Annotated in this window: 24 protein-coding genes and 1 tRNA gene; 10 read left to right on the top strand and 15 right to left on the bottom strand. The window is 55.7% G+C overall.

The window, feature by feature from the left end; all coding sequences use genetic code 11:
• The first annotated feature begins 5 nt into the window (after window positions 1-5).
• A complete protein-coding gene (locus ABD890_RS06560) occupies window positions 6-1,229 on the top strand; it encodes a hypothetical protein (RefSeq protein ID WP_345087082.1) in 1,224 nt (407 codons plus the stop codon).
• Between the two features lie 16 nt (window positions 1,230-1,245).
• Here ABD890_RS06560 and ABD890_RS06555 read toward each other — a convergent pair whose 3' ends face one another.
• A complete protein-coding gene (locus tag ABD890_RS06555) occupies window positions 1,246-1,620 on the bottom strand; it encodes an RNA polymerase sigma factor (RefSeq protein ID WP_345087080.1) in 375 nt (124 codons plus the stop codon).
• A 282-nt stretch (window positions 1,621-1,902) separates the two neighbouring features.
• Between ABD890_RS06555 and ABD890_RS06550 the strand changes: the two genes are divergently transcribed.
• Both ABD890_RS06550 and ABD890_RS06545 read left to right on the top strand, forming a co-directional pair.
• The gene (locus tag ABD890_RS06550) at window positions 1,903-2,181 is read left to right on the top strand and encodes a ferredoxin family protein (RefSeq protein ID WP_345087078.1); all 279 of its coding nucleotides are present in this window, start codon (window positions 1,903-1,905) and stop codon (window positions 2,179-2,181) included.
• Between the two features lie 294 nt (window positions 2,182-2,475).
• Complete coding sequence (locus ABD890_RS06545; protein WP_345087076.1) at window positions 2,476-2,790, top strand: hypothetical protein; 315 nt, start codon at window positions 2,476-2,478, stop codon at window positions 2,788-2,790.
• A gap of 43 nt (window positions 2,791-2,833) precedes the next feature.
• Here ABD890_RS06545 and ABD890_RS06540 read toward each other — a convergent pair whose 3' ends face one another.
• Both ABD890_RS06540 and ABD890_RS06535 read right to left on the bottom strand, forming a co-directional pair.
• Window positions 2,834-3,283: a hypothetical protein gene (locus ABD890_RS06540; RefSeq protein WP_345087074.1), complete on the bottom strand. Its 450-nt coding sequence runs from the start codon at window positions 3,281-3,283 to the stop codon at window positions 2,834-2,836.
• 104 nt (window positions 3,284-3,387) lie between these two features.
• Entirely contained in the window at window positions 3,388-4,386 is a 999-nt protein-coding gene (locus tag ABD890_RS06535) for a DUF1559 family PulG-like putative transporter (protein WP_345087072.1), read from the bottom strand.
• A 434-nt stretch (window positions 4,387-4,820) separates the two neighbouring features.
• Here ABD890_RS06535 and ABD890_RS06530 point away from each other — a divergent pair, with 434 nt between their 5' ends.
• The 4 genes from ABD890_RS06530 (at window position 4,821) to ABD890_RS06515 (ending at window position 8,564) form a co-directional block, all read left to right on the top strand.
• On the top strand, window positions 4,821-5,885 hold the full coding sequence (locus ABD890_RS06530; RefSeq protein ID WP_345087070.1) for a 3-isopropylmalate dehydrogenase: 1,065 nt from the start codon (window positions 4,821-4,823) through the stop codon (window positions 5,883-5,885).
• Window positions 5,886-6,060: 175 nt separating this feature from the next.
• Window positions 6,061-6,837 (top strand): SDR family NAD(P)-dependent oxidoreductase, encoded by a 777-nt coding sequence (locus tag ABD890_RS06525; protein WP_345087068.1) that lies wholly within the window; start codon window positions 6,061-6,063, stop codon window positions 6,835-6,837.
• A gap of 142 nt (window positions 6,838-6,979) precedes the next feature.
• Window positions 6,980-7,336 carry an STAS domain-containing protein gene (locus ABD890_RS06520; protein WP_345087066.1) on the top strand — a complete coding sequence of 119 codons (357 nt, stop codon included), beginning with the start codon at window positions 6,980-6,982 and terminating at the stop codon, window positions 7,334-7,336.
• Window positions 7,320-8,564 (top strand): GspE/PulE family protein, encoded by a 1,245-nt coding sequence (locus ABD890_RS06515; RefSeq protein WP_345087064.1) that lies wholly within the window; start codon window positions 7,320-7,322, stop codon window positions 8,562-8,564. The genes ABD890_RS06520 and ABD890_RS06515 overlap by 17 nt, the downstream gene beginning before the upstream one ends.
• A 90-nt stretch (window positions 8,565-8,654) precedes the next feature.
• Here ABD890_RS06515 and ABD890_RS06510 read toward each other — a convergent pair whose 3' ends face one another.
• The 6 genes from ABD890_RS06510 to ABD890_RS06485 all read right to left on the bottom strand — a co-directional run bounded on the left by ABD890_RS06510 (window position 8,655) and on the right by ABD890_RS06485 (window position 13,267).
• Complete coding sequence (locus ABD890_RS06510; protein ID WP_345087062.1) at window positions 8,655-9,728, bottom strand: hypothetical protein; 1,074 nt, start codon at window positions 9,726-9,728, stop codon at window positions 8,655-8,657.
• 266 nt (window positions 9,729-9,994) lie between these two features.
• A complete protein-coding gene (gene mtnC / locus ABD890_RS06505) occupies window positions 9,995-10,726 on the bottom strand; it encodes an acireductone synthase (protein WP_345087060.1) in 732 nt (243 codons plus the stop codon).
• Window positions 10,726-11,307, bottom strand: coding sequence for a 1,2-dihydroxy-3-keto-5-methylthiopentene dioxygenase (locus ABD890_RS06500; RefSeq protein WP_345087058.1), 582 nt, complete (start codon window positions 11,305-11,307; stop codon window positions 10,726-10,728). Before ABD890_RS06500 ends, mtnC begins: the two co-directional genes overlap by 1 nt.
• Window positions 11,308-11,385: 78 nt before the next feature.
• Window positions 11,386-12,096, bottom strand: a complete 711-nt coding sequence (gene mtnB, locus ABD890_RS06495) for a methylthioribulose 1-phosphate dehydratase (RefSeq protein ID WP_345087056.1) — start codon at window positions 12,094-12,096, stop codon at window positions 11,386-11,388.
• Between the two features lie 137 nt (window positions 12,097-12,233).
• Window positions 12,234-12,809, bottom strand: coding sequence for a MiaE family protein (locus ABD890_RS06490; RefSeq protein WP_345087054.1), 576 nt, complete (start codon window positions 12,807-12,809; stop codon window positions 12,234-12,236).
• 155 nt (window positions 12,810-12,964) lie between these two features.
• Window positions 12,965-13,267 carry a hypothetical protein gene (locus tag ABD890_RS06485; protein ID WP_345087052.1) on the bottom strand — a complete coding sequence of 101 codons (303 nt, stop codon included), beginning with the start codon at window positions 13,265-13,267 and terminating at the stop codon, window positions 12,965-12,967.
• Between the two features lie 551 nt (window positions 13,268-13,818).
• On the opposite strand from ABD890_RS06485, the gene ABD890_RS06480 reads away from it, so the two are divergent.
• Window positions 13,819-16,812 (top strand): PAS domain-containing protein, encoded by a 2,994-nt coding sequence (locus ABD890_RS06480; RefSeq protein ID WP_345087050.1) that lies wholly within the window; start codon window positions 13,819-13,821, stop codon window positions 16,810-16,812.
• Between the two features lie 103 nt (window positions 16,813-16,915).
• Here the strand turns inward: ABD890_RS06480 and ABD890_RS06475 are convergent, their stop codons facing one another.
• The 5 genes from ABD890_RS06475 to ABD890_RS06455 all read right to left on the bottom strand — a co-directional run bounded on the left by ABD890_RS06475 (window position 16,916) and on the right by ABD890_RS06455 (window position 23,749).
• The gene (locus ABD890_RS06475) at window positions 16,916-17,305 is read right to left on the bottom strand and encodes an alkaline phosphatase family protein (protein ID WP_345087048.1); all 390 of its coding nucleotides are present in this window, start codon (window positions 17,303-17,305) and stop codon (window positions 16,916-16,918) included.
• Between the two features lie 258 nt (window positions 17,306-17,563).
• The gene (locus ABD890_RS06470) at window positions 17,564-19,039 is read right to left on the bottom strand and encodes a TolC family protein (RefSeq protein ID WP_345087046.1); all 1,476 of its coding nucleotides are present in this window, start codon (window positions 19,037-19,039) and stop codon (window positions 17,564-17,566) included.
• Window positions 19,040-19,161: 122 nt separating this feature from the next.
• Entirely contained in the window at window positions 19,162-20,502 is a 1,341-nt protein-coding gene (locus ABD890_RS06465; RefSeq protein WP_345087044.1) for an HlyD family secretion protein, read from the bottom strand.
• Window positions 20,503-20,566: 64 nt separating this feature from the next.
• On the bottom strand, window positions 20,567-22,738 hold the full coding sequence (locus ABD890_RS06460) for a peptidase domain-containing ABC transporter (RefSeq protein ID WP_345087042.1): 2,172 nt from the start codon (window positions 22,736-22,738) through the stop codon (window positions 20,567-20,569).
• 937 nt (window positions 22,739-23,675) lie between these two features.
• Window positions 23,676-23,749 (bottom strand) — tRNA-Asp (locus ABD890_RS06455).
• 275 nt (window positions 23,750-24,024) lie between these two features.
• Between ABD890_RS06455 and ABD890_RS06450 the strand changes: the two genes are divergently transcribed.
• Complete coding sequence (locus ABD890_RS06450; protein WP_345087040.1) at window positions 24,025-24,171, top strand: hypothetical protein; 147 nt, start codon at window positions 24,025-24,027, stop codon at window positions 24,169-24,171.
• Between the two features lie 77 nt (window positions 24,172-24,248).
• Window positions 24,249-25,280 carry a GGDEF domain-containing protein gene (locus tag ABD890_RS06445; protein ID WP_345087039.1) on the top strand — a complete coding sequence of 344 codons (1,032 nt, stop codon included), beginning with the start codon at window positions 24,249-24,251 and terminating at the stop codon, window positions 25,278-25,280.
• Window positions 25,281-25,289: 9 nt separating this feature from the next.
• Here the strand turns inward: ABD890_RS06445 and ABD890_RS06440 are convergent, their stop codons facing one another.
• Entirely contained in the window at window positions 25,290-26,216 is a 927-nt protein-coding gene (locus ABD890_RS06440; RefSeq protein WP_345087036.1) for a tetratricopeptide repeat protein, read from the bottom strand.
• Window positions 26,217-26,591 lie beyond the last annotated feature (375 nt).

Below are 26,591 nucleotides of genomic sequence, written 5' to 3'. Positions count from 1 at the left end.
CGCCTGTGACACAATTCAATCTGCAGTGGATCGCCGCGATCTTGCTGGTCGGCTTCGCCTGTGGTGCCGGCTGCCCTCGTTTCGTTCAACCGATCGATCCGCTGTACCAATCGCCGGTCGTCTTCAATGCGCCGCCGACGATGGAACAGTTGATGGCTCAGGTCAACACGAACACCCAGCGAGTCCAGTCGCTGGAATCGGATGGCGCGTCGCTCGGTTTGAGTGGCTTCCCTTCGATCCGTGCCCAAATCTATATGATGCCTCCGAATAAGTTTCGCATGATTGGCGAGACCGCATTGACGGGGCAACTGCTCGATATCGGTAGCAATGAAGAAGAGTTCTGGGTCTGGGGACGCGGATTCAATTCGCCGGGCCTCATGTATGCCCGCCACGACGAGTTCCAGTATTCGCCGGCCAAAACGATGCTGCCGGTCGAACCAAGCTGGGTGGCCCAGGCCATGGGGCTCGCTTACTTCGATCCCAACGATTTCCACCAGGGGCCATACCCTACAGCGACCGGCAACTACGAGATCCGCACCACGATTCGTTCCAACTCGGGGCAGCTCACCAAGGTTACGGTCATCGACAAGCAGTATGGCTACGTGCTTGAACAGCATATGTACGATGCCGCCGGTCAGCCGATCGCTTCGGCGTTGGCCTCGAATCATCGGTACGATCCAAGCTTCGGTGTGTCACTTCCTTACAAGGTCGACATCCGTTTGCCGAAGTCGGGAATCGACTTCTCGGTTTCGATCATTGGCTATCGCATCAATCAGTTAACCGAAGGGACCGGAACGTTCCGACGGCCTCATCGCCCTGACGTGCCCGAGATTAACCTTGTCGCAGGTGCGGCAGGCCAGAGCATGCCGACCGGGCAGCCCCTTCCGACGGGACAGCCTCTGCCAACTGGCCAGCCTCTGCCAGGCAGTCAGCCGTTACCGACCGGGCAGCCTTATCAGCAGCCGGCTACGGTCAACGGTCAGATGTTACCTTCAGGTCAGCCTTTGCCGGGGAACAACTATGCTCCGGTTCAGCAGGCGCCGGCTGGCTATCCGAGTGGTACTCCGCAGTATCAGACTCCGTCGTATCAATCGCCGCAGTACCCAGCGCACAGTAACTATCCGCTGGGAAGCAATCAGCCGACAGGTGCCAACGATCCGAATCGCTCGGTGTACGAAACGGCTGCCCGAAACGAGTACCAGTCCCCCCCGATCCGCGGCTTGCACTGAGAGCCTTCGGTTCGATCTAAGAAACGCCGGGAATCTGCAGGCGTTCGGAAGAAGCATCCCGCAGGGCCGATTGCAGACGCTGTTCGGTCCCGCGATCTTGCAATTCCTGGATGATGATCCGTCGCGCTGCGATCGTCAGAAATGTGTTGAAACTGCCGGCACCGTCGAACCGGCGGATCACCTCCAAGTCGTTTTCGGCCAATCGTTCGAACGTGGCAACAACGACTTGATCGATCTCTTTTGCGGTTAACGTCCACTTTTGCGACTGTCGGCACTGCTGAACGACCTGAATCACCGTGCTGGCATAACGATCGACGAACGTTCGCCAGTGCAGGGCAGGGGCCGCAAGCAAGTCACGAATCAACTGCAAATCGGTCGAAGAGGGGTTCATCTTGGGGACGCTCCAACGGTCAAAAACATGCTCAAATGAGACTGGGGAAATCTAAACAACTTGAGACTTAAGCTCAATACAGGTTTTACGTTCGGATAAAGGGGGAAATGGGCCTGGGTTGCCTTGACACCTTATTGAGACAGGAATAAAAAACGGAGGAAAGGTCGGACATCGAATACCTTTCATAGACGCGACTTGCGATTCGGGGCAACCCCAAGTCAATCGCCCCGATCTGATACACTTGTTTTCAACAGTGCCCACAGTGGCCAGGAGATACATAGGATGACTCACGTAGTCTGCGAACCGTGCTTTAACTGCAAGTACACGGATTGCGTTGTTGTGTGCCCCGTCGAGTGCTTCTACGAAGGGGATAAGATTCTGTACATCCATCCCGAAGAATGTATCGACTGCGAAGCTTGCGTGCCGGAATGCCCGGTCGAAGCGATCTTCCACGAAGACAACGTGCCAGAAGAATGGCAAGGCTTCATCGAACTGAATGCCGAAATGGCTCCTCAGTGCGAATCGATCACCGAAAAGAAAGAGCCGCTGGCCGAAGATTAAGTCGCGCCGCGGACTTTGCGTCTCGCATCGTCAAAGAAGGCCATGGCAGATTTGCCGTGGCCTTTTTTCATGCGCCGATGGCAAGTCGACGCTCCGATGGCTGTCACGAAACGAACCTCCTGAGGGAGAGCATGTCAAGTCGATTCCCAACTGATTTTTGTCGCTTGCCTGGCGATGACGCTTATTCGTCAGACTCGTATTGCTTCCCGTTCTGAGCCAAGGTTAGGATGAAATCATGCTAACATGCCGCGACTGCCGCGGTCTTCTCGACTGCAAAACGGAAGGACCTTTCTAATGAGTCAATTTACTTGCCAGTGCTGCCAGCAAGTTTTTGACAAAAGCAGTGACCCGTGCTTTGTCGTACGTGTCACTGCGTTCTTGGAAATTGAGCCTTGCTTCGACGAAGACGACTACAACGATACCGATCGCGATAACCTCTCGGCGCTCGCCGATACGTTAGAACGCGTCTACCCCATTGCCGATCCAACCTTGCACGAAGATCAAGCCGAACGCGACTATCGGCTCTGTCGTGACTGCTACCAGCAGTTCATGAAAGATCCGATCGGACGCGAATCGACCGCTGCTTCGATATCCTTCAGCGATAACTAATTCGCTGGGACGCTACTCTTATGATCCTCCCCCAACGACGGACCTACGGTTGCAGGTCGAACGTCAAAGGGGCATTCCCTGTCTCGGTGATATGGACCGAGAGCTCTGACTTGCGATTGTATTGCTCGGGCACGTACTGAATCGGCATCGTGCCCGGAACTCCGGATTCGATGGTGCGTCGCGTCGTGGCGGAAACCTTCCCAGGCGACTCATACCGTGTCGCGGTGATGCGGACTGTCTTCTTGCCTGGGCTGGTCGTCATTTGAAACTTGCCGTCGTGAATGGAAGCGGCGTACGGCTTGCCATTAGGATTGGTGGCATCTTCCAGGATCACCTTGCCGATCGAAACCGGCTCGCCATCAAAGGTGACCGTTCCGCTCACAAGGACCGAGTTCGGATCGCCATGGCTGGAACAGCCTGAGGTATGAACAGTCATCGCGGCAGCGACGATCAACAGGAACGTTACGATCGAGGTTCTCGGTTCGGTCGACATATAGCATCTCTTCTCGTATTCGACGTGGGAAATGGATTGAAGGCCAGTAAGCCGTACCTGATCGCTGGCGGTCGCACGGCTCGATTTGCAAAGACGCGTGACGCTTAGAAATCGCCGGGGACTTCGCCGTTGTTCACGGTGCCTAAGGCTCGCCACGTTCCAAGGTCGATCGTTTCTGGAACGAATCGGACCGAACCGTCACCAAGCACCGTGTTCACGCCTCCTGGGTGATAACTTCGAGCCGAGTTGCGATAGCCACCACTCGAGTTGCCGTCGTCGTAGCCAACATCTTCGCACGGAGCAATCTTGTCCCACTCGCCGCTGGTGCATTCGTTGTTGTTGGTGTCGCTGCGGACGATCAAGTCAGGCAGCGAGGTATTCGGCGACTGCTGCGTCGAAAAGAAGCCTTCGCCATGGTTAGAACCTTGCCAGTACGCGCCGGCGTCGTAGACATGGTTTGGGCGATTGCCACCGCGAATGATCGCTTCGCTTCCCATGACCGTGTTCGAGCTACCATCGATCAGGTCGTTAAAGCCGACCGACGACTCGCGGAAGAACATTCCCTTGGTGCTAATGGGCACGGCGTTGGTGCGTTTGAAGAAGTCGCTGCCGTTGCACAACACATAGTTGCCGACCTGGCTGCCTCGGCAGAACGCCGGGTTCTCTGGTTCGGACGGGCAAGTAAATGTATCGATCACGGCCGAACCGAGTGGTCCACCCTGAAAGGTTGCCGGAACGGTGTAGACGTACGAGTAGCCTGAGGAATCGAGATTTCCGCCGCTGGCAGTTGGCGTGCGGATGCAAGTCTCGTAAACCTCTTGCAGGGCACTTTGCTCGACAAACGGAAGTAGACGCTGGAACCAGCAGTCACGATTGCCGATCTTTCCCAGGCGATAGCCATACGGAAAGTTGCCATGCGTATCGTGATAGTTGTGCAAGGCAAGGCCAAGTTGCTTGAGATGGTTGGTGCACTGCATCCGACGGGCTGCTTCTCGAGCCTGTTGTACGGCAGGCAGCAGCAAGGCGATCAAGACTCCGATGATTGCAATAACCACCAGCAGTTCGACCAGCGTGAAGCCAGTCTTCGTTTGGGCAGGTTTCATGGATCTCTCCAAGGGATCGAAAGAAGGAAGATGCTCGGAAGAATGGGCCGGCAGGCTCGTCAGCCCGGGTACGTTGAATCTAAACGCGCCAGGTACTCCAGTGCAACAAAGTTGACTGACAGGAAACACAGAAATCATTCTTTCTTCATTGGTTCTTCACCCCCGACCTTTGGTGGAGGATCGTCAATGATCAATCGATACCCTTGCAGAAGGGGGGGAAGGCCAGGTTTTGGCGTGGTCGACCAGGCGGTCCAATCGATCGAAAGCAGCAGTTTGCCTAAGCGGCGCTCAATCGTTTGGCCCGTTGTGACACCTCCAATTGACGGATAAACTGGGGGTTTGGTCGCGCCAGAGCCAGCTTTACTGGGGCTTTGGACTCCCCACGCGACGCGTGTTAACCCTTCAGCACCTCACCTACCGAAAAGACACCGAACATGAAAATTGCCGTTATTGGTGGAGATGGAACCGGCCCCGAAGTCACCGCAGAAGCCCTGAAAGTGATGGACGCGGTCGCCAAACTGGAAGGATTTACCATCGAGAAGACCGATTTCGGCTTTGGTGGTGACCATTACCTGAAGACGGGCGAAATCTTGCCAGAAGGTGCTGTCGACGAGCTGAAGAAGTTCGACGCCATCTTCCTGGGTGCGATCGGTCACCCAGACGTTGCACCAGGCATCTTGGAAAAGGGCCTGTTACTGCAACTCCGCTTCCAGTTGGACCAGTACATCAACCTGCGTCCTGTGAAGCTGTACCCAGGCGTTGAAACGCCTTTGAAGGACAAAGGCCCGAAGGAAATCGACTTCGTCGTGGTCCGTGAAAACACCGAAGACCTCTACGCCGGTGTGGGTGGTTTCCTGAAGAAGGGCACCGCGGACGAAGTAGCGACCCAAACCGCCATGTATACCCGTAAGGGTTGCGAACGCTGGTTGCGTTGGGCCTTCGAATACACCCAAAAGCGAAACAACCCAAAAGGCAAGAAGCTGACGCTGGTCGCCAAGACCAACGTGCTGACCTTCGGTCACGACCTGATCTGGCGCACGTTCCAGGAAGTCGCCAAGGACTATCCAGACGTCGAACCAGATTACAACCACGTCGATGCTTGCTGCATGTGGATGGTCAAGAATCCGGAATACTACGACGTGATCGCCACCACCAACATGTTCGGCGACATCATCACCGACCTGGCAGGAATCCTGCAGGGTGGCATGGGGGTTGCTGCTGGTGGTAACATCAATCCTGACGCCGGTGGTACCAGCATGTACGAACCGATGGGTGGAAGTGCACCGAAGTACACCGGTAAGAATGTGATCAACCCAATCGCTGCGATCAGCGCTGCCGCGATGCTGCTGGAACATACCGGTCAGCCCGCTGCTGGTGCTCGCGTTATGCAGGCCATTCAAACGGTGACTGGCACCAAGATGAAGAGCCAGAGCGCTGGCAAGATGGGCTACAGCACCACCGAAGTCGGCGACCTGGTCGTCGAAGCTTTGGGATCGTAGTTCCCAACGACCACTCGCCCACGATAGGCCCGAACTTGTGGCCTATCGCTGGCGAATCGAAAATCCACTTCGAGGTGGCTGGAAGTCGTGTTGATCGCGATTTCCAGCCACCTCGTTGCATGCACCCACGTTAGTTTCTGCAAGCCATCCCCTAGCCCTTCAAGGAGCGAGCATCATGTCGGTGAAAAGTCTGTTCGATTTGACCGGTCGCAAGGCATTGATAACGGGAGGCAGCAAAGGGATCGGTAAAGCGATTGCCCGAGCCTTTGCCGAATGCGGCGCCGATGTTTGCATCACGGCTCGTCACGAAGAGGAACTGCAAGCCGCCGCGAAAGAGATCGCCCAGGGGCTGAGCGGCCGAATCGAGTATCGCGTTTGCGATATGGGAGACCGCGCGGCGGTCGATGCGATGTCGATCGACGTGCTGCAATCGCTGCAGGGGATCGACATTCTGGTGAACAATGCCGGGACGAACAAACCTGAAATCTTAACCGAAACTACCGACGATGTTTGGGACGAAGTGTTAGAACTCAACTTCACCGCGTGCATGCGTTTAGCCCGCCATGTTGTTCCGGGGATGAAGGAAAAGAACTGGGGCCGAATCATCCATCTCTCGAGTGTCATGGCGCTAGCCTCGAATCCGGGGCGAGGACTCTATTCCGGAACGAAAGCGGCACTCATTGGTATGGCCAGAGCACACGCGTTGGAACTAGGGCCTTACGGAATCACCGTGAATTGCATTTGTCCTGGCCCGATTGCTACCGACCTGCCGATGAGCTTGTTAAACGACGAGCAAAAACAGCGTTTCGCCGAGCGAACCGCCGTCAAGAGGTGGGGTGAGACGATGGATATGGTAGGTCCCGCCTTGTTGCTAGGTAGTGATGCGGGAGCCTACATTACAGGTACCACCATCCTTGCCGATGGTGGCCTCATTTGCCGAACGTTCGACTAAGCCTTGCGTGATGTGCTGAATCCGCCAAGAGCCAATCTTCGCGGATCGCTTGTTGACGCCTTGTCGAGGCTGGTCGAATTCAAGACGTGACCACCTTTAGACGAATCGCTTCGCACTCGGTGAAGCGAGACTTGGCTTGCTCATGAATCTACAGATCGTTTCCACGAAAGACAGCCACGTACACATCGCCGTTTCTGGACGAGTCAGCCAGGACGGCATGTCCCGCGATCAAGAACCGATCGCGACGCTGCTTGGTCCCGAGGCCTACACGCTGACCGTTCTTCTCGATCTGGGAGGTACTGAGGTGATCGATTCCAGCGGAATCGGTTGGCTGCTGACCTGCCATAAGCGATTCGCGGAAAATGGCGGCCGCATGGTTTGCTATTCGGCTCCGCCAGCGGTGGCGAACGTCTTCAAACTGATGCGTATGGATCTTGTCTTTGATAGCGCGGCCAATGCTGCGGAAGCGGAGAAACTAGCTGGTGTCAACTCACAATAAGAACTCCCACGGAATCGACTTCGCCCAGATCGACAGCGACAACCTCGAACCAGAAGCCCAGATGCGGTTGCTGATCGAGCACTGTGCAATGGTGGGCGCCAGTGACTTGTTTATCTTCGCCGGCGAACCGCACTACCAGATCGCTATGCGGTTGTGGGGACGGATGAAGAACATCACAACGCTGGCCGCTAGTGAAGGTCGCCAACTGTTGAACTACGTGAAGGCATTGGCCGGCATCGACATCACCGAACGTCGCCGTCCGCAAGATGGACGCTGGATCTATCGCGACGATGAAAAGGTGATCGACCTGCGATTGAACCTGATCCCTACCCGGGAAGGGGAAGACCTGACGATCCGCTTGCTCGATCGGGCCAACAATCTGCTGTCGATCGATCAGATCGGCCTCGGTCGTCACGACCGCAACGCGTTGATGGAAATGTTGCAGTCGGAATCGGGATTGGTCCTGGTGACTGGCCCGACCGGCACCGGTAAGACAACGACGCTTTATGCTTGTCTTCAGCATCTGAACGATGGAAGTCGTAAGATCAACACGCTGGAAGACCCGATCGAGTTCTCGCTGCCAGGCATTCGCCAGTCGCAAGTGAACACGAAGGTCGGCCTCGACTTCCCGGAACTACTTCGCGGCGTGATTCGTCAGCAGCCAGATATCATCATGGTCGGCGAGATACGCGATAAAGAGACTGCCGTCACCGCCGTTCGCGCGGCCAACAGCGGGCACCTGGTCTTCGCCACGCTGCATGCCCCGGTCGCCACTGGTGCGGTGCAAAGCATGCTTTCGTTCGACATTCACCCTTACTTCCTGGCAAGCTGTCTACGAGGGGTGATCGCTCAGCGATTGGTGCGAACGCTCGATCCTGAAACGCGGATGAAGTACGAGCTTGGTTCGACCGGCAACACGTTCGCCGATATCGAATCCTTGCTTGAACCAGGCGAGGGGACCCACTTCTATGGCCCTGACCCATCGGCCGAGAATGAAGGCTACTGCGGCCGAACGGCGATCTTCGAGATGGTGACCGTCAATCGTGGGCTGCGAGAAGCGATCGTTGCCCGGCATCCAACCCACGAGTTGGAGAAGATGGCCGAAGAGATGGGCATGATCACCTTCCGTAAAGCAGCGATGCTGAAAGTGGCCCAAGGCGTCACCAGCATGGAAGAGGTGTTCAAGAACATTCCGGTCGAGTACCTCGATCTGGAAACCACCAGCTAAGTCAACGGCTGACGACTATCAAGAAACATGAAGGGCCCGGTGAAGCATCGACTTCGCCGGGCCTTTGCTGTTGAAACGCGAAGGTGTGTCTTACTTCTCTTGGGTATCGATCGAAACAGATGAGTTGGCGACCGCCGTTTCGTCGGTGACCTGGGCTCGGACGAGAGGGCGGAGCCCATTGCAACTGTCGAGCAGCGACTTCGCTTCCTGGTAGCGATAGTAGGCGTCGACCACCGCCGAAGGGAGTTCCCGCGAGGCCTTCTCGGGCGAACGCTGCATCCGTTCGGCAATGCTGCCGGATGCTCTGTCTGGACGCACGATGGAAGTCAGGTAGTCGAGCGGCGAGTCGTGGCGGCGATTGCGAATCTCGTCGGCGTATTCCCGCTGAATGCTTTGCCAACGGGCTTCTTCCTGGATGTAGCGATCGGCGACCTGGGAAGCGTAGCGGTCACCACTTTGATAGGTGGCAACGGTATAGCGAATCTCTGGCAGGTCGACCTCTTTCGTCGGACCGCCAGGGACAACCGGCTGGCGAATCTTCGCTCGGCAACGAACGGTCATCGTATCGGCCGACCAGTTCTCGGGCACGGCGACGACGATCCCGAGCGCGGTGGTACCTTCCAGGCTCGTTTGCTTTGATCGATTGAAGCGAAAGAAAACGCCCCGACCGCGATGGATCGTTCCGCTGGCGGCCACCAGTTTGAGTTCCGGCAACACATCGACCTTTTCGACCGAAGAGTGTTTCCGGGTTACACCGACGGAAGCATCGCCTCCGAGCGTTGGGGTGATGGCGTCTTTTGCCGAGACCTTTCCGTTGAGTTCCAACTCGGTGCGGTTCTCGGTCGAGATATTGCCGGCGTAGGGACTTTGCAGCGTGGTCTGCGGCGAGAAGTCTTCGATTTGAATCCGTGGATTGTGCGGTTCGATGAAGAAGGTCGTTTCGACCAGGTCTTCCGAAATACGGGAGTCGACCATTGTCGAGATCAGCACGTCCATCTGCAGCAGGCGATAGCCTGGGCGAGCGTGCTTGAACTCGGGGGAGGTAACATCACGAGCGGCAGTTAGGTAACCGACATCGAATTGAACCGGCGATGCGGCCCACGAGGGAGTCGAAGTCGTAGTGATCAGGCTGAATGCCATCAGCGTGCAAACAAAGCGAACCATAAGTGCTGGCCTTTCCGATGCGAGTCCAAAAGAGGTCGTCGCGGCGTCAAAGCAGGTCGCATTCGTTGCGAAAGAGAGAATCCTATTCTTCCGTGCTTGCCGGGATGCTGGCGACATGCGGCCTGGGCTGTTCCTGTTTCCCAATCAGCCCACGCATGTCGAGCGGTGTCATGCTACGATACGCATCGACCGCGGCAAGTGTTGGCCGCGATCGCGAAAAAACATGGCAAGATTTGCGGAATTATCAGGCTGCTGAGACTGCAACGCTAGCCAATGGAAACCTGGGCAAAGCTCGCGATCGGCTCGTGGGTGTGCCCATCTTCGACCGGTTTGTTGCCAGGTCGGATGCTCAGACGAGTGTCCATGCCAGCTTCTTTGGCGGCATCCAGTTCAGTGACGATATCGCTGATAAACAGAATCTTCTCGGCAGCCTCGCCCACTTCCGCGGCGATCGTGTCGTAGCTCTTGGTTTCCTTCTTCGGACCAGTGGTCGTATCGAAGTGCCCGGAGAAGTAAGGGAGCAGGTTGCCTGCTTCGCTGTGACCAAAGAACAGTTTCTGGGCCGCGATGCTGCCGGACGAATAGATGTAGACGCGCATGCCCGCCTTAGTCCATGTTTCCAGGGCAGGGGGGACGTCGTCGTAGACCTGGGCGATCATTTCGCCCCGCTCGAAGCCATCTTTCCAGATCATGCCCTGCAACGCCTTCAGGCCAGTTGCCTTGACGTCGCCATCCATCAGGCGGCGAATCTCGGTGGCGACTTTCTCGCGGCGCTGCTCTTCGTCGGTCAGATCGGCCGTCCAAGCGAGGAAGCTCTCGCGGCCGGCGTCCTGAGCGATCTGATCGAGGACCGGTGCCAAGGCTGGATCGTTCCAGGATTGCACCAGGAAGCTGTCCAGCCCCTTGAGGACGTAAGGAAACATCACATCGTAAACGAAGCGAACGCTCGAAGTCGTTCCTTCGATATCCAGCAGGATGACATTCCAGGGTGCCGCCATTAGACGTTCACCACAGGATCGATATCGTCGGCCTTGGCCAGGTAGTCTGGTCCCCAGCAAAGTGGCGAGTACTTGATGTGCACGCCATCTTCCATGTAATGCGGAGTCCAGCCGGTAGGATCTTCAAACAGACGGATGCAGCGGATGTGGCGATCAGTGCACAGGTTGAACCAGTGCTGGGTATCGCGTGGCACGTTGATCAGGTCGCCTGTTTCGACTTGGACAGCGAAGACCGGACCATTTTCCGGATTGATGTGGAACACGCCGCGGCCTTCCACCGTGAAGCGGACTTCGTCTTCACTGTGGGTATGTTCTTTGTTGAACTTCTCGAGCATGGCATCCAGGTTCGGCGTTTCTGGCGAAACGTTGATCACGTCAGCCGTGACGAAACCGCCTTGTTGTTTCAGGCGTTCGATCTCGGGGCTGTATGCTTCCAGGATCTCTTCGTTGGTGGCCTTCTCGCCGATGCGTCCGGCGACTTCCCACTTTTCGTACCAGATTCCGAACGGCTTGAGGAAGTCGCAGATTTCCTGGACGTCGGTGATAGTGCGGTTTTCGTCAGGAATGGAAATGCTGGCCATAGTGCCGTTCTCTCCCTTCGCCAATCAGGCGAATCTCAGATGAATGTGACGTGTGCGAAAAGTGGTTTGGCGGGAACCTTAGACCGATTGGCAAAGCTTGCCTTGTGCTGCCAGTTTACGCCCGAGGACCTCGAAAAGAAACTCGTAGATCTCGATATGACGACGAGCTTCGTCCAGGTCTTCACCCCACGTATAGAGGCCATGGTTCCGAATCAAAAAGCCGTGGATCGGTGGCTGCGACTCGTCGTGCAGACGCTTCTCGACTTTTTCGGACAGCTTCGGAATGTCTTGGGTGTTCTCGAAGATTGGAACATGTTCGACGTGCTGATGGGTCTTGACGCCAGCCAGGCCCTTCAGCATTTCGTAGTCTTCGATCTCGAAGCCCCCTTTGGCGCCGAAGTGATCCGACAACAGCGTGCCCCAGACCGAGTGCGTATGCAGCACCGAGCCAACTTCTTCCATACGAGCGATCACGACATGCAGCAGCGTTTCGGCCGACGAGCGTGGCTGATCGGTGGTAGGCATGTTCGAGCCGTCGACCTGGTTACCGTCGTAGTTGCAACGAACGAAGTCGTTCGGCTTCAAGCGGCCTTTGTCCATGCCGCTGGCCGTAACCATCAACTGCAGCGGGCTGCGATTGACGACCACGCTGTAGTTGCTGCTGGTGCCGACCGACCAACCGCGTTGAAAGAAGTACTGCCCCGTCTCGCGAAGCCCCTGAATGGCTTTTTCAGAGCCGCTCAAGGCCGGATGGGTAGGAGAACACTTAGGTTCAGTATCGGTGCTCATGAGGAGTCTGGATTCTTTCCTGGCGACTGCTAGTTCGTGGCATTCTGCCAATGGTCGACCGAAGGTGGGGCCAAAAATTGTGAGTTTAGCAAATCGGGGATCGGCTTCAACTCGCTGGTAAATTAGGGAAGAAAAGCCTAACTATGCACCCTGGCGTTTTCGTCACCAGTGGCAATGATGGCCGCTTCGGCAGCTGCCAACTCATCGAGGCGCTGCATGACTTCCGCTTCCGGAGCAAAATGCTTCGCCAGACGGACATAAACCGCATGATGGCGTGCTTCTGACTCGAACAAGCTGTCGTAGAAGTCTCGCAGTTCCGCGTCAGGTAAATGCTTGCGAAGCAAACCGAATCGCTCGCAACTGCGGGCTTCGATCAGGCCAGCGACCAGCAACCGGTCGACGGCTCGTTGCGGTTCCTGATTGCGAATCAGGTCATGCAACTGTGCTCCGTAGTTACAGGGCTTCAAACGGCGAAACGGAATGCCACGTCGCTTCAAGAGATCGCGCACCATGTTAAAGTGCTCGAGTTCTTCGTTCACGATTAAGGTCATCTCGCGGCAAAGCTCTTCATCTTCGACATAAGCAAAGATGAGATTCAGTGCGGTACCGGCCGCTTTCTTTTCGCAATGGGCATGGTCGATCAACACCACGTCGGTGTTCTTCTCGACCTGGTCGAGCCACCGTTGGCCCGACTCGGATTGGAGATGCAGCATCTGTCAGACTTCCGTATTCGAGTAAGCATCCCAATTTAGTGCCCAAAGCTCGGAAAAACGAGGGGTGAGCGAGTTCGGACCGCGCAGCAACAAGCCCCTGGCGGTGTATTGCCAGGGGCTCAAAGCGGTTGGAGTTCGTGTGTCGTCTCTATCGATTAGAAGCGAACGCCAACCGAGAAACCTGGACTTCCGTAATAGAAGCCACTACCGCGGTAGTAGTAAGGATTCCCGTAGCCATAGCCGTAACGCGGAGCGTAATACGATCGGTAGTAGGACTGACGGGGGGCATAGTGGATATGTCCACGATGATGGACATGGTTCCCGTGCTGGTAATAGCCGCCGTGGTGGCCATGGTGCCCATGGTGGCCGCCGTGAGGTCCGCCTGCATAGGCAGACGAGCTCACACCGAAAATCAAACCGACAGCGACGATGGCAGCAATCATGTAGGACTTCATCATTCTTCTCCTCTTCGTGTATGAGTTCGCAGAGGAAAACCCCCTGTTCTCCTGGCTGCGTCTCCTTTGCTTACGCACTTCAATAGAAATGCACGACCCATGCCAAAAAGGATCGAAAAGAGCTTAAGTCTTTATGCTGTAAATGCTTGCAATGATTGTACGGGCGAGGGAAGGTAGGGAAAGTTGTTGTTGAATTGATAACTTCTGTCTCAGATGAAGGCCTCCGGCTGTAGAAGCGGACGTTTGATAACCGGCTTGGCTAGCCTCGATGGGAGGCTCTATGTCCTTGGATCGGGTGGAAGCTGGCGCAAAGCTGGCTGAGCGAATTAAATGACAGTCTGTGGGTGGATATTGGCCTGAAAGCAGTTCTGGTTATCCGGACTTTCTATGCACTTTGTAACAATCTTTCCGATGAGGCAGGGTAGAGAGAACTGCGGTTAACAACAAATTCAGGCCCCCTTTCGCGCATGGCATCAAGGGTGTCTGAGGCTTACCAGGAACCATTTTCTGATCCCCAAAGCGCGCCGACGTGAATCACCAGTAGGCCTGTAGAGATGTCGACCCTTCCCAGCCAGCCCGAGCCCGTAGGCTCGCCGAGGCCTGACGCCGAGCAAGCCGGAGTTCCTACCGGTCTGCCGGAACGCACGCCTCCCAATCGCCGGCGAACGGTATGGTGGATATTGCTGTGCCTGGGCGCGAGCGTGTTGATTCACCTGCTAGGCATTGCGATTAGTTCTTCGATGGCAAGCTGGGTTTACTACAACCCCTCTCTGCATGCCGTCATGGAAACCGTCGGCGCCAGCATCGGAGTCATGGTGAGTGGGTTGATTTTGATCAATCGCCGCCTGGGTCGTGGGACGACGTTTAGTTTGCCATTGGCTTATGGCTTGATGGCAATGTCGATCCTGGATGGCCTCCACAGCATTCTGCCGTCGGGTGATGCGTTTGTATGGCTTCACTCGATCGGTGCATTCGCCGGAGGGGCTCTGTATGCAATGGTCTGGTATAAGCCGCAAGAGAGTCGCCGCCTGAAGACGATCTGCTTTTCAATGGCGACCATCGTGGTGGCCATGGGGGTGCTGGGATTCCTGCTGCCGAACGCCGTTCCTCGGATGCTGAATGACGGAATGTTTTCGCCGATCGCGATCTGGCTGAATATCGCTGGCGGCGCGTTGATACTGCTGGCAGCGTTTCGGCTATGGGGTGCGTTTCGCAAGTATCGCCAACGCGACGATTTGTTATTTATGGTGCACTGTCTGCTGCTGGGTGCGGCGAACTTGTTGATGGAACAAACCACACTCTGGGAATCGTCCTGGTGGTGTTGTCATGTCCTGCGTCTAGCGGCCTATGGGGTCGCGATGGGCTTCGCGGTCGATTCGATGCTCTCTTTGCAAAACGAAGTGATGCGACATCGCCTGGAACTTCAACAAGCGGTCATCGATGCCCAGCGACGCGCCCTTGAAGCGATTGAAGAGAAGCAGTCGTGGCGGAAGATCATTGATCTTTACATGTTGATCTCGGTTACCGACCGGTCAGGGAAGATTGTTGATGTGAACGAAGGTTTCTGCGCGCTAAGCCAATATACGCGTGCCGAATTGCTGGGCAAAAATCATCGCATCATCAACTCTGGCCATCATCCTAAAGAGTTCTGGATCGGCATGTGGCGGACGATCGCCTCAGGAAAGACCTGGCGTGGCGAGGTATGCAATCGAGCCAAAGATGGATCGTTGTATTGGGTCGATGCGATGATGCTGCCGCTGACGAATCCCGCCGGAAAGATCACCGGCTTTGTTTCGTTGCGGTTTGACATCACGGAACGCGTCAAAGCCCAAGCCGAAGTCGACAAAGCCCGTAAACAACTGGTCGAACAACAAGACCGTTTCGAACGAGCGATCCGGGGAACCTCGGACGGACTGTGGGACCTCTATCCTGAAACCAAGGTGGTCTGGTATTCCGATCAGTTTAAACGGTTGCTCGGATTGAAGGCTGAAAAATTCGATTGTCTGGAACCTAGTTTGCAGGCCTTTGTCCAGCGTGTGCACCCCGATGATGTCGACGAAGGCATGGCCGCATTGGAGCGGCATCTGAAAATGGGGGAACGATTTGATATCCAGGTCCGCGTGAAGAAGGAATCTGGCGAGTATGGTTGGTTCCGCACGCGAGGTCTGGCGACTCGTGACAAACAGGGGCGACCAATCCGGATGGCGGGTTCATTGACGGAAATCGACGATCAAAAGCGAGCAGAAGAAGAGCTTCGCAAGACCGTCGCCGAGTTGAAGATTGAACGCGCGAAGGCTGAGAAACTGGCGGAAGAAGCCAACGCGGCCAATCGCCAGAAAAGCGACTTCCTGGCGAACATGAGCCACGAGATCCGCACGCCAATGACGGCGATCCTTGGGTACACCGATCTATTACTCGGCGAAGACGGCCTCGACAAAGCACCACCCCAGCGGCGAACGGCTTTTGAGTCGATCCGACGCAATGGCAACCACTTACTGTCGGTCATCAACGACATCCTCGATATGTCGAAGATCGAAGCAGGCAAGATGGTCATTGAACGTATTCAAGCCGAACCACGTCAACTCGTTAACGATGTCGTGACCGCGTTGGAAGAACGTGCCAGCAGCAAGGGACTTGAGTTCAATTTGCATTTCAAGTCGGTGCTGCCGCCGACGATTCTGACTGACCCAACGCGACTGCGGCAGATTTTGATTAACCTGGTGGGCAATGCGATCAAGTTTACTGAGACCGGCAGCGTCGCGCTCGATGTCTCGTACGATGGCCTGGCCCAGGTTATCGAGTTCGTCGTTGTCGATACCGGCATTGGCATGGACGAGAACCAACTTCAGCTGATCGAAGAATTTAACTCGTTCACGCAGGCCAGTGCCGGGATGACACGCAAGTTCGGTGGCACCGGTCTGGGACTCAGCATCTCGCATGCTCTGGCCAACTTGCTGGGTGGCACACTGGAAGTAACTTCCGAGTTTGGCGTGGGCAGCGCTTTTACGGTTCGCTTGCCGGTAGGCAAAGCGGATCGACTACCGAAGGGACCGTGGAAGAGCCTGGAAGCAGGGATTCAAGTCGCGCGTCCGAGGGAGTTGATCGACGTTGCGGACCAAGAGAATCCGCTTGCCGGAATCCATGTCCTGGTCGCCGAAGATGGAGCGGATAACCAAAAACTGATCCGGTATTTTCTGGAGAAAGCGGGCGGTCAGGTGAGCCTGGTCGAAAACGGCCAGAAGGCCATCGACGAGGCAATGACCGCCTTGCAAGAGGATCGGCCTTTCGACCTGGTGCTGATGGATATGCAGATGCCGCTGATGGATGGTTATGCTGCCACGGAGCACCTGCGAAAACTTGGTTTTGCCTATCCCATCATCGCCCTGACAGCGCACGCTATGCCAGGCGATCGCGAGTCGTGTTTGTCGGCCGGTTGCAGCGACTTCGCGACGAAGCCGCTGCAGCGGAAGCTTTTGATCAACCAGATTTATACGGCGGTCGATGCCTTCAAGAACGAAGCCGTCGACGAGTCGGTTGAAGAGGCCTAGGCGTTCCTGACTTGGTTTTTGCAGACCGATATCTTTGCGCGGGTATTTCTCGAACGTGGCATTATGGCGGCCTGCTTTCTGCATCGCCTGACGCAAGCCCCATTCAAACCGAGAGTGGCCAGTACTGCCTTGCTCTTATGGATCCATGTAAAGGTTGAAGCCCCACGGACTCATTGCCCAGTTCATGGACGGTGCTCTGGTCGAGGTTGCGTCGCGGGAATTCATTTTTGAACACTTTGAAGTGAACTTTGTACTCCATCCAGCGAATTGCCATCAGCATGTTCTCGGCATAGGTGAACACCGCGTCTCGCTTGGAGTGACCTCCATCGGTTAATAAGAACGAGGTCTGACCGATCCCATCGATGAAGCGTTCCGTCGGGATCTTATCGGTGATGCCTCCGATACCTAGTGGCGTGTTGGACATGTCGCACAGATCGAACAGGCCTTCGCTGACCTGTCCCGGGGCAATTGTTCCGGGCCAATAGGCGAGCACTCATATCGTCGACTTCCAACATGGCGAACCGGAAGAAATAGGGCAGGCGATTTTCCGTTTCAACGGAGAGAAATGGGCAGGTCATCGCTGCAGCAATCGTTGGTAGATCGAAGCCAAAACAGCGAAGCAAATAGATTCTACACAGAAGCTTCGACGATTTCAGGAACGCTAATCAAACGGTCCTGATTACAAAAATCGCTGAACGCAATTCAACATGGATGGGGAGAAAACGACACATTCAAGTGAAGCCGTTCGCTGCTAAGGGGTGATGTTCAATGCGGCGCGATAGTCGGCGATCGCTTTGAAGAAGTCCGCCTGAGCTGAAATATCGATCAGTTGGGCATCGGTGGCGGATTGCTCGTAGATATTCAATTCGACCACATCGATATCGCCAGCATTGAATTGAATACGTGCCAGTCGAAGGGCTTCTTCGGCAAGTTGCACGTTTTGTTCGGCTCGCTTGGTTCTCTCTTCCGCATTCAACAGGGCCGAGATCGCATCTTGCACGGTCGCAACGGTCTTTTCGGCCGTGTATTGGCGTTTGGCGGACAGCTGTTGAAGCTTGGCTTCGGTCGCCGTCACCTTGCCGATCGCCGCGCGACGTTGCAAAGGGACTTCGCCAAAGATACCGGCTTCCAACTCGAACGGCGTTTTCTCGCCCTGGGGACTGGTTGGCTCGCCGATGTCTTTCGAGGCATAAAGCTGCGCGTCGAGCTTCGGCAGCAGAGAGTTCTCGGCTTGCTGCAGATCGACGCGGACCTGGCGGATCTTCCAGTCGAGGTCGGCCAACAGCGGCGAAGCGGCAACGGCGGTGTCCGCTGCTTCGGCCAGTTCTTGAGTCGCAGGAAGGGCCTCATCCGGAAAGTGATTCGGCAGCAGCGATTCGTGTGGCAAGAGTGGTTGACCGGCAGGATCGCGGAAGAAGAGAGAAAGCTTGATCGCAGAGCTTTGCAGCTTGCGTTCCGATTCGATCAGCTTCGTTTCGCGAGCCGCAATCAACTGCTCGTTGGTGATGCGGGTAATCGACTTCAGGTCGCCAAGTTCGATTCGTCTCTGAATGTTCTGCACGCGTTCTTGGGCGAGTTCCAGCAGCCCACGCTGGGCATCGCGAGCCATCCCAGCGGCGACCCAATCCCAATAATAGATACTGGCGACACGCGTAAACTCAATCAACTGAGCACGTATCTCGGGTTCGACCCGTTGTCGCTCCATCTCGGCTTGAAATAATTGCGCACGTCGTTGATCGATCGCTCGACCTTTGAGCAACGGAATGCCGATGCCCGCGGCGAACTCGCCACCGCCGTTCGTCTCTCGACCACCATACCAGGCCGGGAAGTAACCTTCTCCCAGGCGATAACCACCATACAGGTAACCGCCCGAGAACAGCGGCTTCTCCATCGAGACCTTCTGACGATAGGTTTGATAGTAACCTTCCGGACGCGATTCCGAAGATGCCTTCAGCAGCAAGTCGAAGTCACCCCAAGCCGCGATGTTTTCGCCTGCGGCAACGTCTCGGCTAAGGTAAGCACTGGTCAGCAGCGGATACGAGGCTTCGACCGCCATCAGCACGTCTTGCATGCTCAGCGGAGCCGGTTCAATTTCTTCTAGCGGGACCGCTTCGAGCTGAGAAGCGTCATTGGTCGGCGGCTTCAGTTCTTCATCGAACGAAACCGTCCGCAGATCGGGCGGCTCGACCGAATTGGCTGAAACGCTGGATTGAGATGGCGATGCCACGGTTGAAGCAGTTGTCGGCGGCGCTTCAGTGTAGGTTGGTACGGCAGGCGTGGTCGAGCGGCATCCCGTGGCAAGCATTGCCAGCGACAAAGTAACGACGCCTGCGATACGAGCGGTTCGGGCTACTTGGGCAGCTTCACTTTGGGTTTCGGAGGCTTCTTGTTGTCGGCCTTCTTGCTTCCTGCGGCCGTCGGAGGGAATCCGTTCAGTTGTCGCCATATCTCATAGCCTACGGGAACTTGGTTTAGCATGACCCAGCCGTTTGCTTGAACGCCTTGCCTCAGGTAGAGGTCCGACGGCCAGGCACTGTCCTTGTCAGGCACGACCAGTACTCGAAAATTACCCATTCCATCGTCAGTGGCATCGACCGTCGCGACTGTTCCGCCGAACGTTCCGACTGCCACCGAAGGCCAGCCAGCGAATTGAACCGCCGGCCATCCCTCGAACTGCAGTCGCACATGATCGGCGGTTTGCACCAGTGGAATATCGTTGCCAGATATCCAAAGTTCGACTGCCCGTTGGGTTGTTTCCGGGACAATCGTGAACAGCGGATCTCCTTCCTTCAACATCTGACCTTGCTCGAAAACTTGCACACGATACAAGGTTCCGTCACGCGGGGCGCGAATGTTCAATCGCTGCAACTCGGAAAGCTTGATTTGGATATCTCGGCGTTCCTTCGTTGCGGTTGCGACCTGGCCCAACGCTTCCTGCTGCATCGCATGGGCATAGTCGACTTTGGTTTGCGCTTCGCGTTCCTTCTGAATTCGCTCGTTCTTCTTCGCTTCCAACTCTCCTGCAGCCGCTTCGACATCTAACTGCACTGACAGCAGTTCCGCCTCGGCAACGTTCAGGTCTTTCTGAAGCTTCTCAAGCTCTTTCTCGGACTGAAGACCACTTTCAAACAGTTTGGTCTGGCGTTCCAGGTTCAGCTCGGCTTGAAGCCGTTTCGCTTCGTAGGCCGGCACTTGCTTCCGTTTGGAGTCCCACTTTGCTTTGGCCGCTTCCACCAGTTGATCGGCCGCCGAAACGGCAGCTGCTTTCGCTTCGGTGAAGTCGACAATGTTTCGGCCGTATACTTCCGCCTTTACCTCGGCCGTATCGACCTTGGCATCCAAATCGCGAAGTGAAGCTTCTAACTGCTCGACCAGGTTCGCCGCGCTGGGCTCCATTTCAAGGATCAAGTCACCCTTCTTCACTTGCGAACCTTCGCGAAGTTCCGGAGCAATGACAGCCACGATTCCTTTCGTCGGAGCCGTGATCGCCTGTTGGCGTTCCTGGGGAGCATAGGCAATGACCTGACCGGTACCGCGCGCCGATTGTTGCCAGGGCACAAAGATCATGCCGACGATGCTCAATAGAAGCATGGCTAGCAAGACGTTGGCCAATCGCCAAACCCAACGGGACGATTGCACCAACTTGAGTGCTGGCAAGTTATCGTGGCGTGATTCCGCTACGGCCGACATTTGGCTTCAACTCCCCTTGTATTCATCGGAAACTCCTAGACCTAACCCTTAGAATCGATTCATGTTACTGGGGACTTCGCGATGTATTCTTTAAAAAGTTGGCATCGCCCAGGGGGATCGTTTGGTCACACTGCTCCGCCAGGCGTTTTCGCGATGTCCCTACGATCACCGTCCAGTTCTTTTGCCCGATCAATCGCTGAAAGATGCGGCTCGCCATCTCGTCCGATAGCCCGTCGAGGATTCCATCGAGGAGCAACATTCGGGGGCGTCCCACGATCGCACGAGCCAGCATCAAACGCGAAGCCTGGCTGCGAGAAAGTCGCCGGCCATGCGTCTGCAGCATCGTGTTCAGGCCATCTGCCAAGTCTTGGAATTCGTCGAGCAGTTCAACGGTGGTTAATGCATCGCGCACATCTTTGGCATTGATGTGGGATCGATTCAGGTGAATGTTCTCGAGGATCGTGCCATGGAAGATGCCAATCTCACCCGCCAGCGATATATGCTCCCGTAGCGAGTCAGGGCGAAGTTCGCGGATATCGATGTCATCGAGCTCGACGACCCCTTTGTTCGGCTGTTGCAGTCCGCAAAGCAAGCTGAGGAAGGTCGACTTGCCGACGCCTGAGTCTCCTAAAACTGCGGTGGAACTACCCGCCTTGATCTCCAGGTTTAAGTCCGAGAACACCGAGCGATTATTATGTGAAAGGGAAATGTTACGGAACCGCATGCTCGCTGGTTCTCCTTCCCGCAGATGAAACAGCCGATCGTGCTGTTCGACACTCAGATCAAACAAATTCCCCAGTTTGTCGATCGATGCCAACAGGTCATAGAAGTTCTCGAGATGCTTGCCGAGCTTGGCGAACGAGCTCAAAATCATCATGACGATCAGTTCAGATGCGACCAATTGCCCGAGCGTCATTTCGCCAGAGATCACCAGCCAGCCACCCAGCCCCAGCAGCGAAGTTGCCGCCACGGCTTGCAGGCCCAGCACAAACAAAATCTGCCGCATGATGATGCGGAAGTGATTTCTACGAGCATCGAGCCAGTGCACCGCCAGATCGTCGGCGCGCTCCAAGGCATAGGCCTGACCACCATTCATTTTGAACGCGGTGGTATGCCGTGCGAGTTCCTGAAGCCAGGCCGCAACCGCATACTTGGCTTTCGATTCTTTGATCGAAGTCTTAACCGCACCCCGTCCCAAGCCAAAGACGGCTAAGGTGATCAGCAGGAGCAGGACAATATCGAACCCCAGCAGGAACGGGTGATAAAACGCCAGAACTGCCATCCCAATGATCGTCTGCAGAACAATCGCCACCCCATCGAGCAGCAAGGTGGAGGTCGCCTTCTGAACGGTGACGACATCGAAAAATCGATTGGTCAATTCAGGCCCGTGTTGGTGATCGAATTCACTTTGCTGAACTCGTGGCAGGCGATAGGCAAGGTCTTCGACAACACGGATGAAAATTCGACGCTGCAACACTTCCGCCACAAAGATGATCAAGGCTCGCATGGCGGCAGCGAACGCAAGGAACACAAACAGCATCAACGCCAGAACAACGACTGGCTGCAAATAGCGACCGAACGCCACGGTGTTCACCAGCACTTCGACGGCGACTGGCGTTGCCAAAGCCAGCAGTCCGACAATGGCCGAGAATATCAACAGAATCCAAAGGTCGCGGCGTTCCGGAATGAACAGCGATACTAATCGATCGAACGGTCGGACATCGTGATCGGATGATGGAATGTCGGTCGGGCGATTTGCCGCCTGACAACCGAGGGCTGGCTGTCCGACGGTCCAACGGCACTTCGCATCCAGGCCAGTAAGCGAAAGTTCCTTCTTCAGGCCCGATATCGAGACCCAGCGTTTCGTGTCGGTTACTGGATCAAGAATCAAGACTTTATTACGTTTGGCCTGGATCAAGACCCGCCAATGAACGTCGCCGGAGTCGTCGGTCGAACCGTGAGCGACCGGCGTGCCATCGTAGACAAACTCAATGATCCGCTCGATGCTAGCGTCGAGCGTTCGGACCTTCAGATTGACACTCTCGCCAACCTCAACCAGTCGGCTACTCCAGGCCGATTGATCGGTGCCTGGGATCGCTCGCTTCGCTTCATGCAATAGCCGACGAGCCTGACCACGGTCGAACGTCACCCTGGCAGTCGACGCAAAGGTAGCCAGGACATCGGTCGCTCCGCGAACGGCTAGGTCTTCCCAGTCAGTTGGCTGTCCCTGGGGCATCGGCTGCTTTTCTGCTCAGGTTAAAGGCTGCGGAATACGCGTTTCTCACCAGTAATTATCGTTCCAAGGGTCGGGCAGAATAGATGGTATTAATTCGAACCAATCCATAGAAAAAATCTATGGCGGCAACCCGTAGCATTGATGATCCAGGGGGCAGGACGCTGTATTGCCGGCTGTTTTCCAGAATATAGCATCCAACTAGCGACGAGTTACTCGATCGATAATCAGCCCACTTCTGGGGCCAACCTACGGATCTGAAACGATTTAACGGCATCCCATCGAACCGCCATCGCCGGAGTTCGATAACGCGGATCGGAGCAAATCCCAAGTCGAGCAAATGGCATCGTGGAGCTTTACTTTGGTCAGCAGTCGTCTACAGAGAGAATCAAGAGACTGCCACCTCGGCTCGCAACGGGCAGAAAAAAAAGAAGTCGCCAGGTGGTGATTCTATTGAGACGATGTGTTGCTCGAGATCGTACTGCCAGGTCGGGTGGGTAGCCGCCGTCTTGAATTCGTGAAGGTTCTCAATGGCGTCGAAGTAGTCGGCCAAGGTTGGGAAACCGAAAGATCAGAAATTGGTCTTGAGTGGCTCCAGTAAATCAGTCGGTTCGCAGGTGAATCGGCAGTGCAGTTGCTCTAGATCGTCGTACTCCCCACGTTGGAACAGCAGGCCATCCGATGCACATTCGACCGACTAATCCGCGAACGACTTGAAGGCATCCCAGGCCAATGCCAACTGAGGGTTCGAGAAATCGAAGCCTGCCTCGATAAGTATCCGCCGTAGTATCGGTTCCGCGTCGTTGGGCTTCACGATTCCCCCGCCGTTTTTATCCGGTCTGAAAGTGCCGAAGACGTTCAATCCGCGCACAAAAAAAGGCAGTCGCTAAATGCTTAGCAACTGCCTTTTTTAATTCGCTTCTGATCGAAATCAGAGAAGCGAGGCCGACGGGGATCGAACCCGCAACCACCGGATCGACAGTCCGGTACTCTAACCAATTGAGCTACGGCCCCAACTTGTCTCGCGTTGAGATAAGTAAATATAGGCCCATCGTTCTGAAACTCAAGGCCCCCCTGGCAATTTCTTAACCGCTTTTTTGCCCAAAATCTTATCGAGGCGGGAAATGCCAGTTTTGCCGTTTGTATTGCCTGGTTCTCCCCCAAAAGGGACTTCCTAAACCGAGCATTCTGAGCTGTTTTCTCCACATTCCTCTCGTTTGTGACCTAGCGTTGAAAAGTGGAACCACGTTCTGCCTTCCTATTTGTTACCAAGTCTCAGGGATTCGGCCATGCGCCAGCTCGTATTTCAGGTCATCCGCGAAATCGAAGACTTTGTCGTGCATATGGGAAGTGTGGAATGGACCATCGCGTTTGCAGTTGTCGTCGGCTTTGGTTTCCTCTGCATGCAGGGGGTGGGCAAAAAGACCAGGTCGTAGGACGCCAGTAAGCGGGAACAGAAACAGAGTATGAGCAATCACTCGATCCAACTTTAACGTGTGCAGGACAGGCCAGGATGGAAGACTGGATTATGGGAATACCGACCCCAGTGGCGATGGCATTAATCGCCCTGATCGGATACTTCCTTGGCAAACGAAATCAGAAACCTGAATCGACCGATCAAGCTTACGCCCGGCGCGAACTGAAACGCGCCAAGGCGATCGTACGCCAATTGGAAGAAATCTCGCGGGAGGTACGTCGCAACCTGTCGGCACACCAGTCGAGCATCGCTCATTTCAAAGAACGCATTACCATGATGAGTTCTAACGAGGATCAGCCTGGAGAATCGTGGCAAACTCTGTGCGAAGAAGCCGAGCGCATGCTCAGTCCGACGATTCGACTCTCGGCTCAAATCGCTAACGCCTACGACGAAGTGCGACAGCAAGCCAACTTGCTGATGACGTTTACCGAGTCTCGCACCGATCCACTCACCGGTCTCAGCAATCGCCGGGCTCTCGACGATAGTCTGGAGAGCCTGTTCGCGATGAAAGATCGCTACGAGCTGACCTTCTCGCTCTGCATTATCGACGTCGATCACTTCAAGAAAATCAACGACGAGTACGGTCACCTGGAAGGAGATCGCGTGCTGCAGGCGGTCGCCAGCCTGATCGACAACTGCGTTCGCGAAACCGACGTGGTGACACGGTATGGTGGCGAAGAATTTGTCGTGCTGATGCCTTCAACCACGTTGGCCGGTGCCTTGATCTTTGCCGAACGTGTTCGTGCGGCCGTCCAGCAGGACATGAAGGTCACCGTTAGTGGTGGCGTCGCCCAGGCCAGCGAATCAGACGAACCTCAAACGTTGCTGGCCCGTGCTGACGCGGCCCTTTACCGCGCCAAAGCGAACGGTCGCAACTGCATCTATTTCCACAACGGCGATGCCGTCTTGCCCCATCCGCTGCCAGGGCAATTCTCGGTGCCGAGTCGACCCGAAGACGAAGATAACCTGCTCGAAGAAGTTCGCTCGTTGGAACGAACGCTCGGTATGCAGTTGGACAATCAGGTCGGAACGCAGCGTATCGAACAGCGTCAGCCAGAAGCGGTCTAAGACGCTCGTTTACCAAAAGCCTCGTTTGCGATCGAGCCCGTACGCGTCGGCTCGGTCGCGATCTTCTTGGGCCTTCTCTGGCTCTTCCAGCTTTTCATAAGCGGTAGCCCGGTGCGAATAGAGCACCGACAGAACTTGCTTCAACTGTTTGTCGAGCGAAGCAACATTCTTGGGCATGTTCTCGATCTGTTCTGGAGTCAGGTCTTGCAGCATCTTCGTGCGGCGTGACTCGTAGAACTCGATGGCCGTGTCCAGGTCGTGCAGGCCTCCTTCAGGATCACCGGCAAACACCTTCAAGTAGCCCAGCGTGTCGATATAGGTCGCCTCGTGGCCATACATGTCGATGGCACGTGTGATGTCTTTCATCCCCTGTTCGATTTGCTCTGGCGTAGCTTCGTCGTCACCGGCCGCCATGGCGATGGTGTAGGCACGCTGATTGAGAGCCTGATGCAGATGGATGGTCTTCTTGGTTTCTGCCAGGTCAACCACCTTGTCTGCCAGGAAGAGGGCACCATCGTGTTGGCCCATACGCGACAGGATGAAGGCGGCCTGATGCAGGACCTGAGGTTTCTCTTTGCCGAGGGCGATCGCTTCTTCGATTTGCTTGCGAGCTTCGGTCTCGTCGTCGAGGCGGAAGTACATCTCGGCAGCGTTCAAGCGGAGCTGCGGATCTTCCGGTTCCAGTTCGAGGGCTTCGGTGGCGAGTTGCTTGGCCTGGTCGTTCTGGTCGTTCTCTAAAGCTTCGACCACTTCCGCCCATTTCCACTGAGCGGCGGAGTCGCTGGTAAAGAACGAGAAGACTCCATAGAAGGTAAACAGCAGCACCGCGATCAACAGCATCGATGCAATCGGCACGCGGCGTTCGCGCGGCGGGGCCGGAGCAACGGTTGGCGTTGGAGCAGGGGAGGGAGTCTCGGGCGAAGTCGGCTCGGTCATTCGGGATTCAGGTGATTGGGCAGAAAGAAAGTCAGAGGATGCCAGCAAAAGGCTGTTCGCCTCCATTCTACCAGAATGTGCCCGCTCGCGAGAACAACGGCAGAGAGTTAACCACTAGGCAATTGCGAGACTTTTTCCCGAGAAACACCGTGTCAAAATTTGTTTGACGCTTTCCCGACGAAGTTTTAAATTCGCCGGAAACCACCTCATTTTGTCTTCTTCGGTCCCCCTCGCTAATGATTCTTTCTGCCACGACAACTTACCGATTGGTATCGGCAGTCGCGCCCCAGTGGTCCGCGATGTCGTAGCGGAATGGCTGCATGGGTGACGAGGGCGAGTGTCGGACCAGGCGACGATGGGGTCCGAGTTCTTTTC

The organism is Bremerella cremea, assembly GCF_039541315.1.
Classification (GTDB): domain Bacteria; phylum Planctomycetota; class Planctomycetia; order Pirellulales; family Pirellulaceae; genus Bremerella; species Bremerella cremea.
The sequence above is the reverse complement of the archived record's forward strand: the minus strand, read 5'-3'. Positions and strand labels throughout refer to the sequence as shown.

Excerpts from the sequence above, each read along its gene's own strand:
- ABD890_RS06445 (WP_345087039.1), top strand. The coding sequence starts at position 24,249 with ATGGAAGACTGGATTATGGGAATACCGACCCCAGTGGCGATGGCATTA.
- ABD890_RS06535 (WP_345087072.1), bottom strand. The coding sequence starts at position 4,386 with ATGAAACCTGCCCAAACGAAGACTGGCTTCACGCTGGTCGAACTGCTG.
- ABD890_RS06480 (WP_345087050.1), top strand. The coding sequence starts at position 13,819 with ATGTCGACCCTTCCCAGCCAGCCCGAGCCCGTAGGCTCGCCGAGGCCT.
- ABD890_RS06540 (WP_345087074.1), bottom strand. The coding sequence starts at position 3,283 with ATGTCGACCGAACCGAGAACCTCGATCGTAACGTTCCTGTTGATCGTC.
- ABD890_RS06465 (WP_345087044.1), bottom strand. The coding sequence starts at position 20,502 with ATGTCGGCCGTAGCGGAATCACGCCACGATAACTTGCCAGCACTCAAG.
- ABD890_RS06490 (WP_345087054.1), bottom strand. The coding sequence starts at position 12,809 with ATGCTGCATCTCCAATCCGAGTCGGGCCAACGGTGGCTCGACCAGGTC.
- ABD890_RS06510 (WP_345087062.1), bottom strand. The coding sequence starts at position 9,728 with ATGGTTCGCTTTGTTTGCACGCTGATGGCATTCAGCCTGATCACTACG.
- ABD890_RS06550 (WP_345087078.1), top strand. The coding sequence starts at position 1,903 with ATGACTCACGTAGTCTGCGAACCGTGCTTTAACTGCAAGTACACGGAT.
- ABD890_RS06555 (WP_345087080.1), bottom strand. The coding sequence starts at position 1,620 with ATGAACCCCTCTTCGACCGATTTGCAGTTGATTCGTGACTTGCTTGCG.
- ABD890_RS06450 (WP_345087040.1), top strand. The coding sequence starts at position 24,025 with ATGCGCCAGCTCGTATTTCAGGTCATCCGCGAAATCGAAGACTTTGTC.
- ABD890_RS06530 (WP_345087070.1), top strand. The coding sequence starts at position 4,821 with ATGAAAATTGCCGTTATTGGTGGAGATGGAACCGGCCCCGAAGTCACC.
- ABD890_RS06500 (WP_345087058.1), bottom strand. The coding sequence starts at position 11,307 with ATGGCCAGCATTTCCATTCCTGACGAAAACCGCACTATCACCGACGTC.
- ABD890_RS06460 (WP_345087042.1), bottom strand. The coding sequence starts at position 22,738 with ATGCCCCAGGGACAGCCAACTGACTGGGAAGACCTAGCCGTTCGCGGA.
- ABD890_RS06525 (WP_345087068.1), top strand. The coding sequence starts at position 6,061 with ATGTCGGTGAAAAGTCTGTTCGATTTGACCGGTCGCAAGGCATTGATA.
- ABD890_RS06440 (WP_345087036.1), bottom strand. The coding sequence starts at position 26,216 with ATGACCGAGCCGACTTCGCCCGAGACTCCCTCCCCTGCTCCAACGCCA.
- ABD890_RS06520 (WP_345087066.1), top strand. The coding sequence starts at position 6,980 with ATGAATCTACAGATCGTTTCCACGAAAGACAGCCACGTACACATCGCC.
- mtnB (WP_345087056.1), bottom strand. The coding sequence starts at position 12,096 with ATGAGCACCGATACTGAACCTAAGTGTTCTCCTACCCATCCGGCCTTG.
- ABD890_RS06485 (WP_345087052.1), bottom strand. The coding sequence starts at position 13,267 with ATGATGAAGTCCTACATGATTGCTGCCATCGTCGCTGTCGGTTTGATT.
- mtnC (WP_345087060.1), bottom strand. The coding sequence starts at position 10,726 with ATGGCGGCACCCTGGAATGTCATCCTGCTGGATATCGAAGGAACGACT.
- ABD890_RS06545 (WP_345087076.1), top strand. The coding sequence starts at position 2,476 with ATGAGTCAATTTACTTGCCAGTGCTGCCAGCAAGTTTTTGACAAAAGC.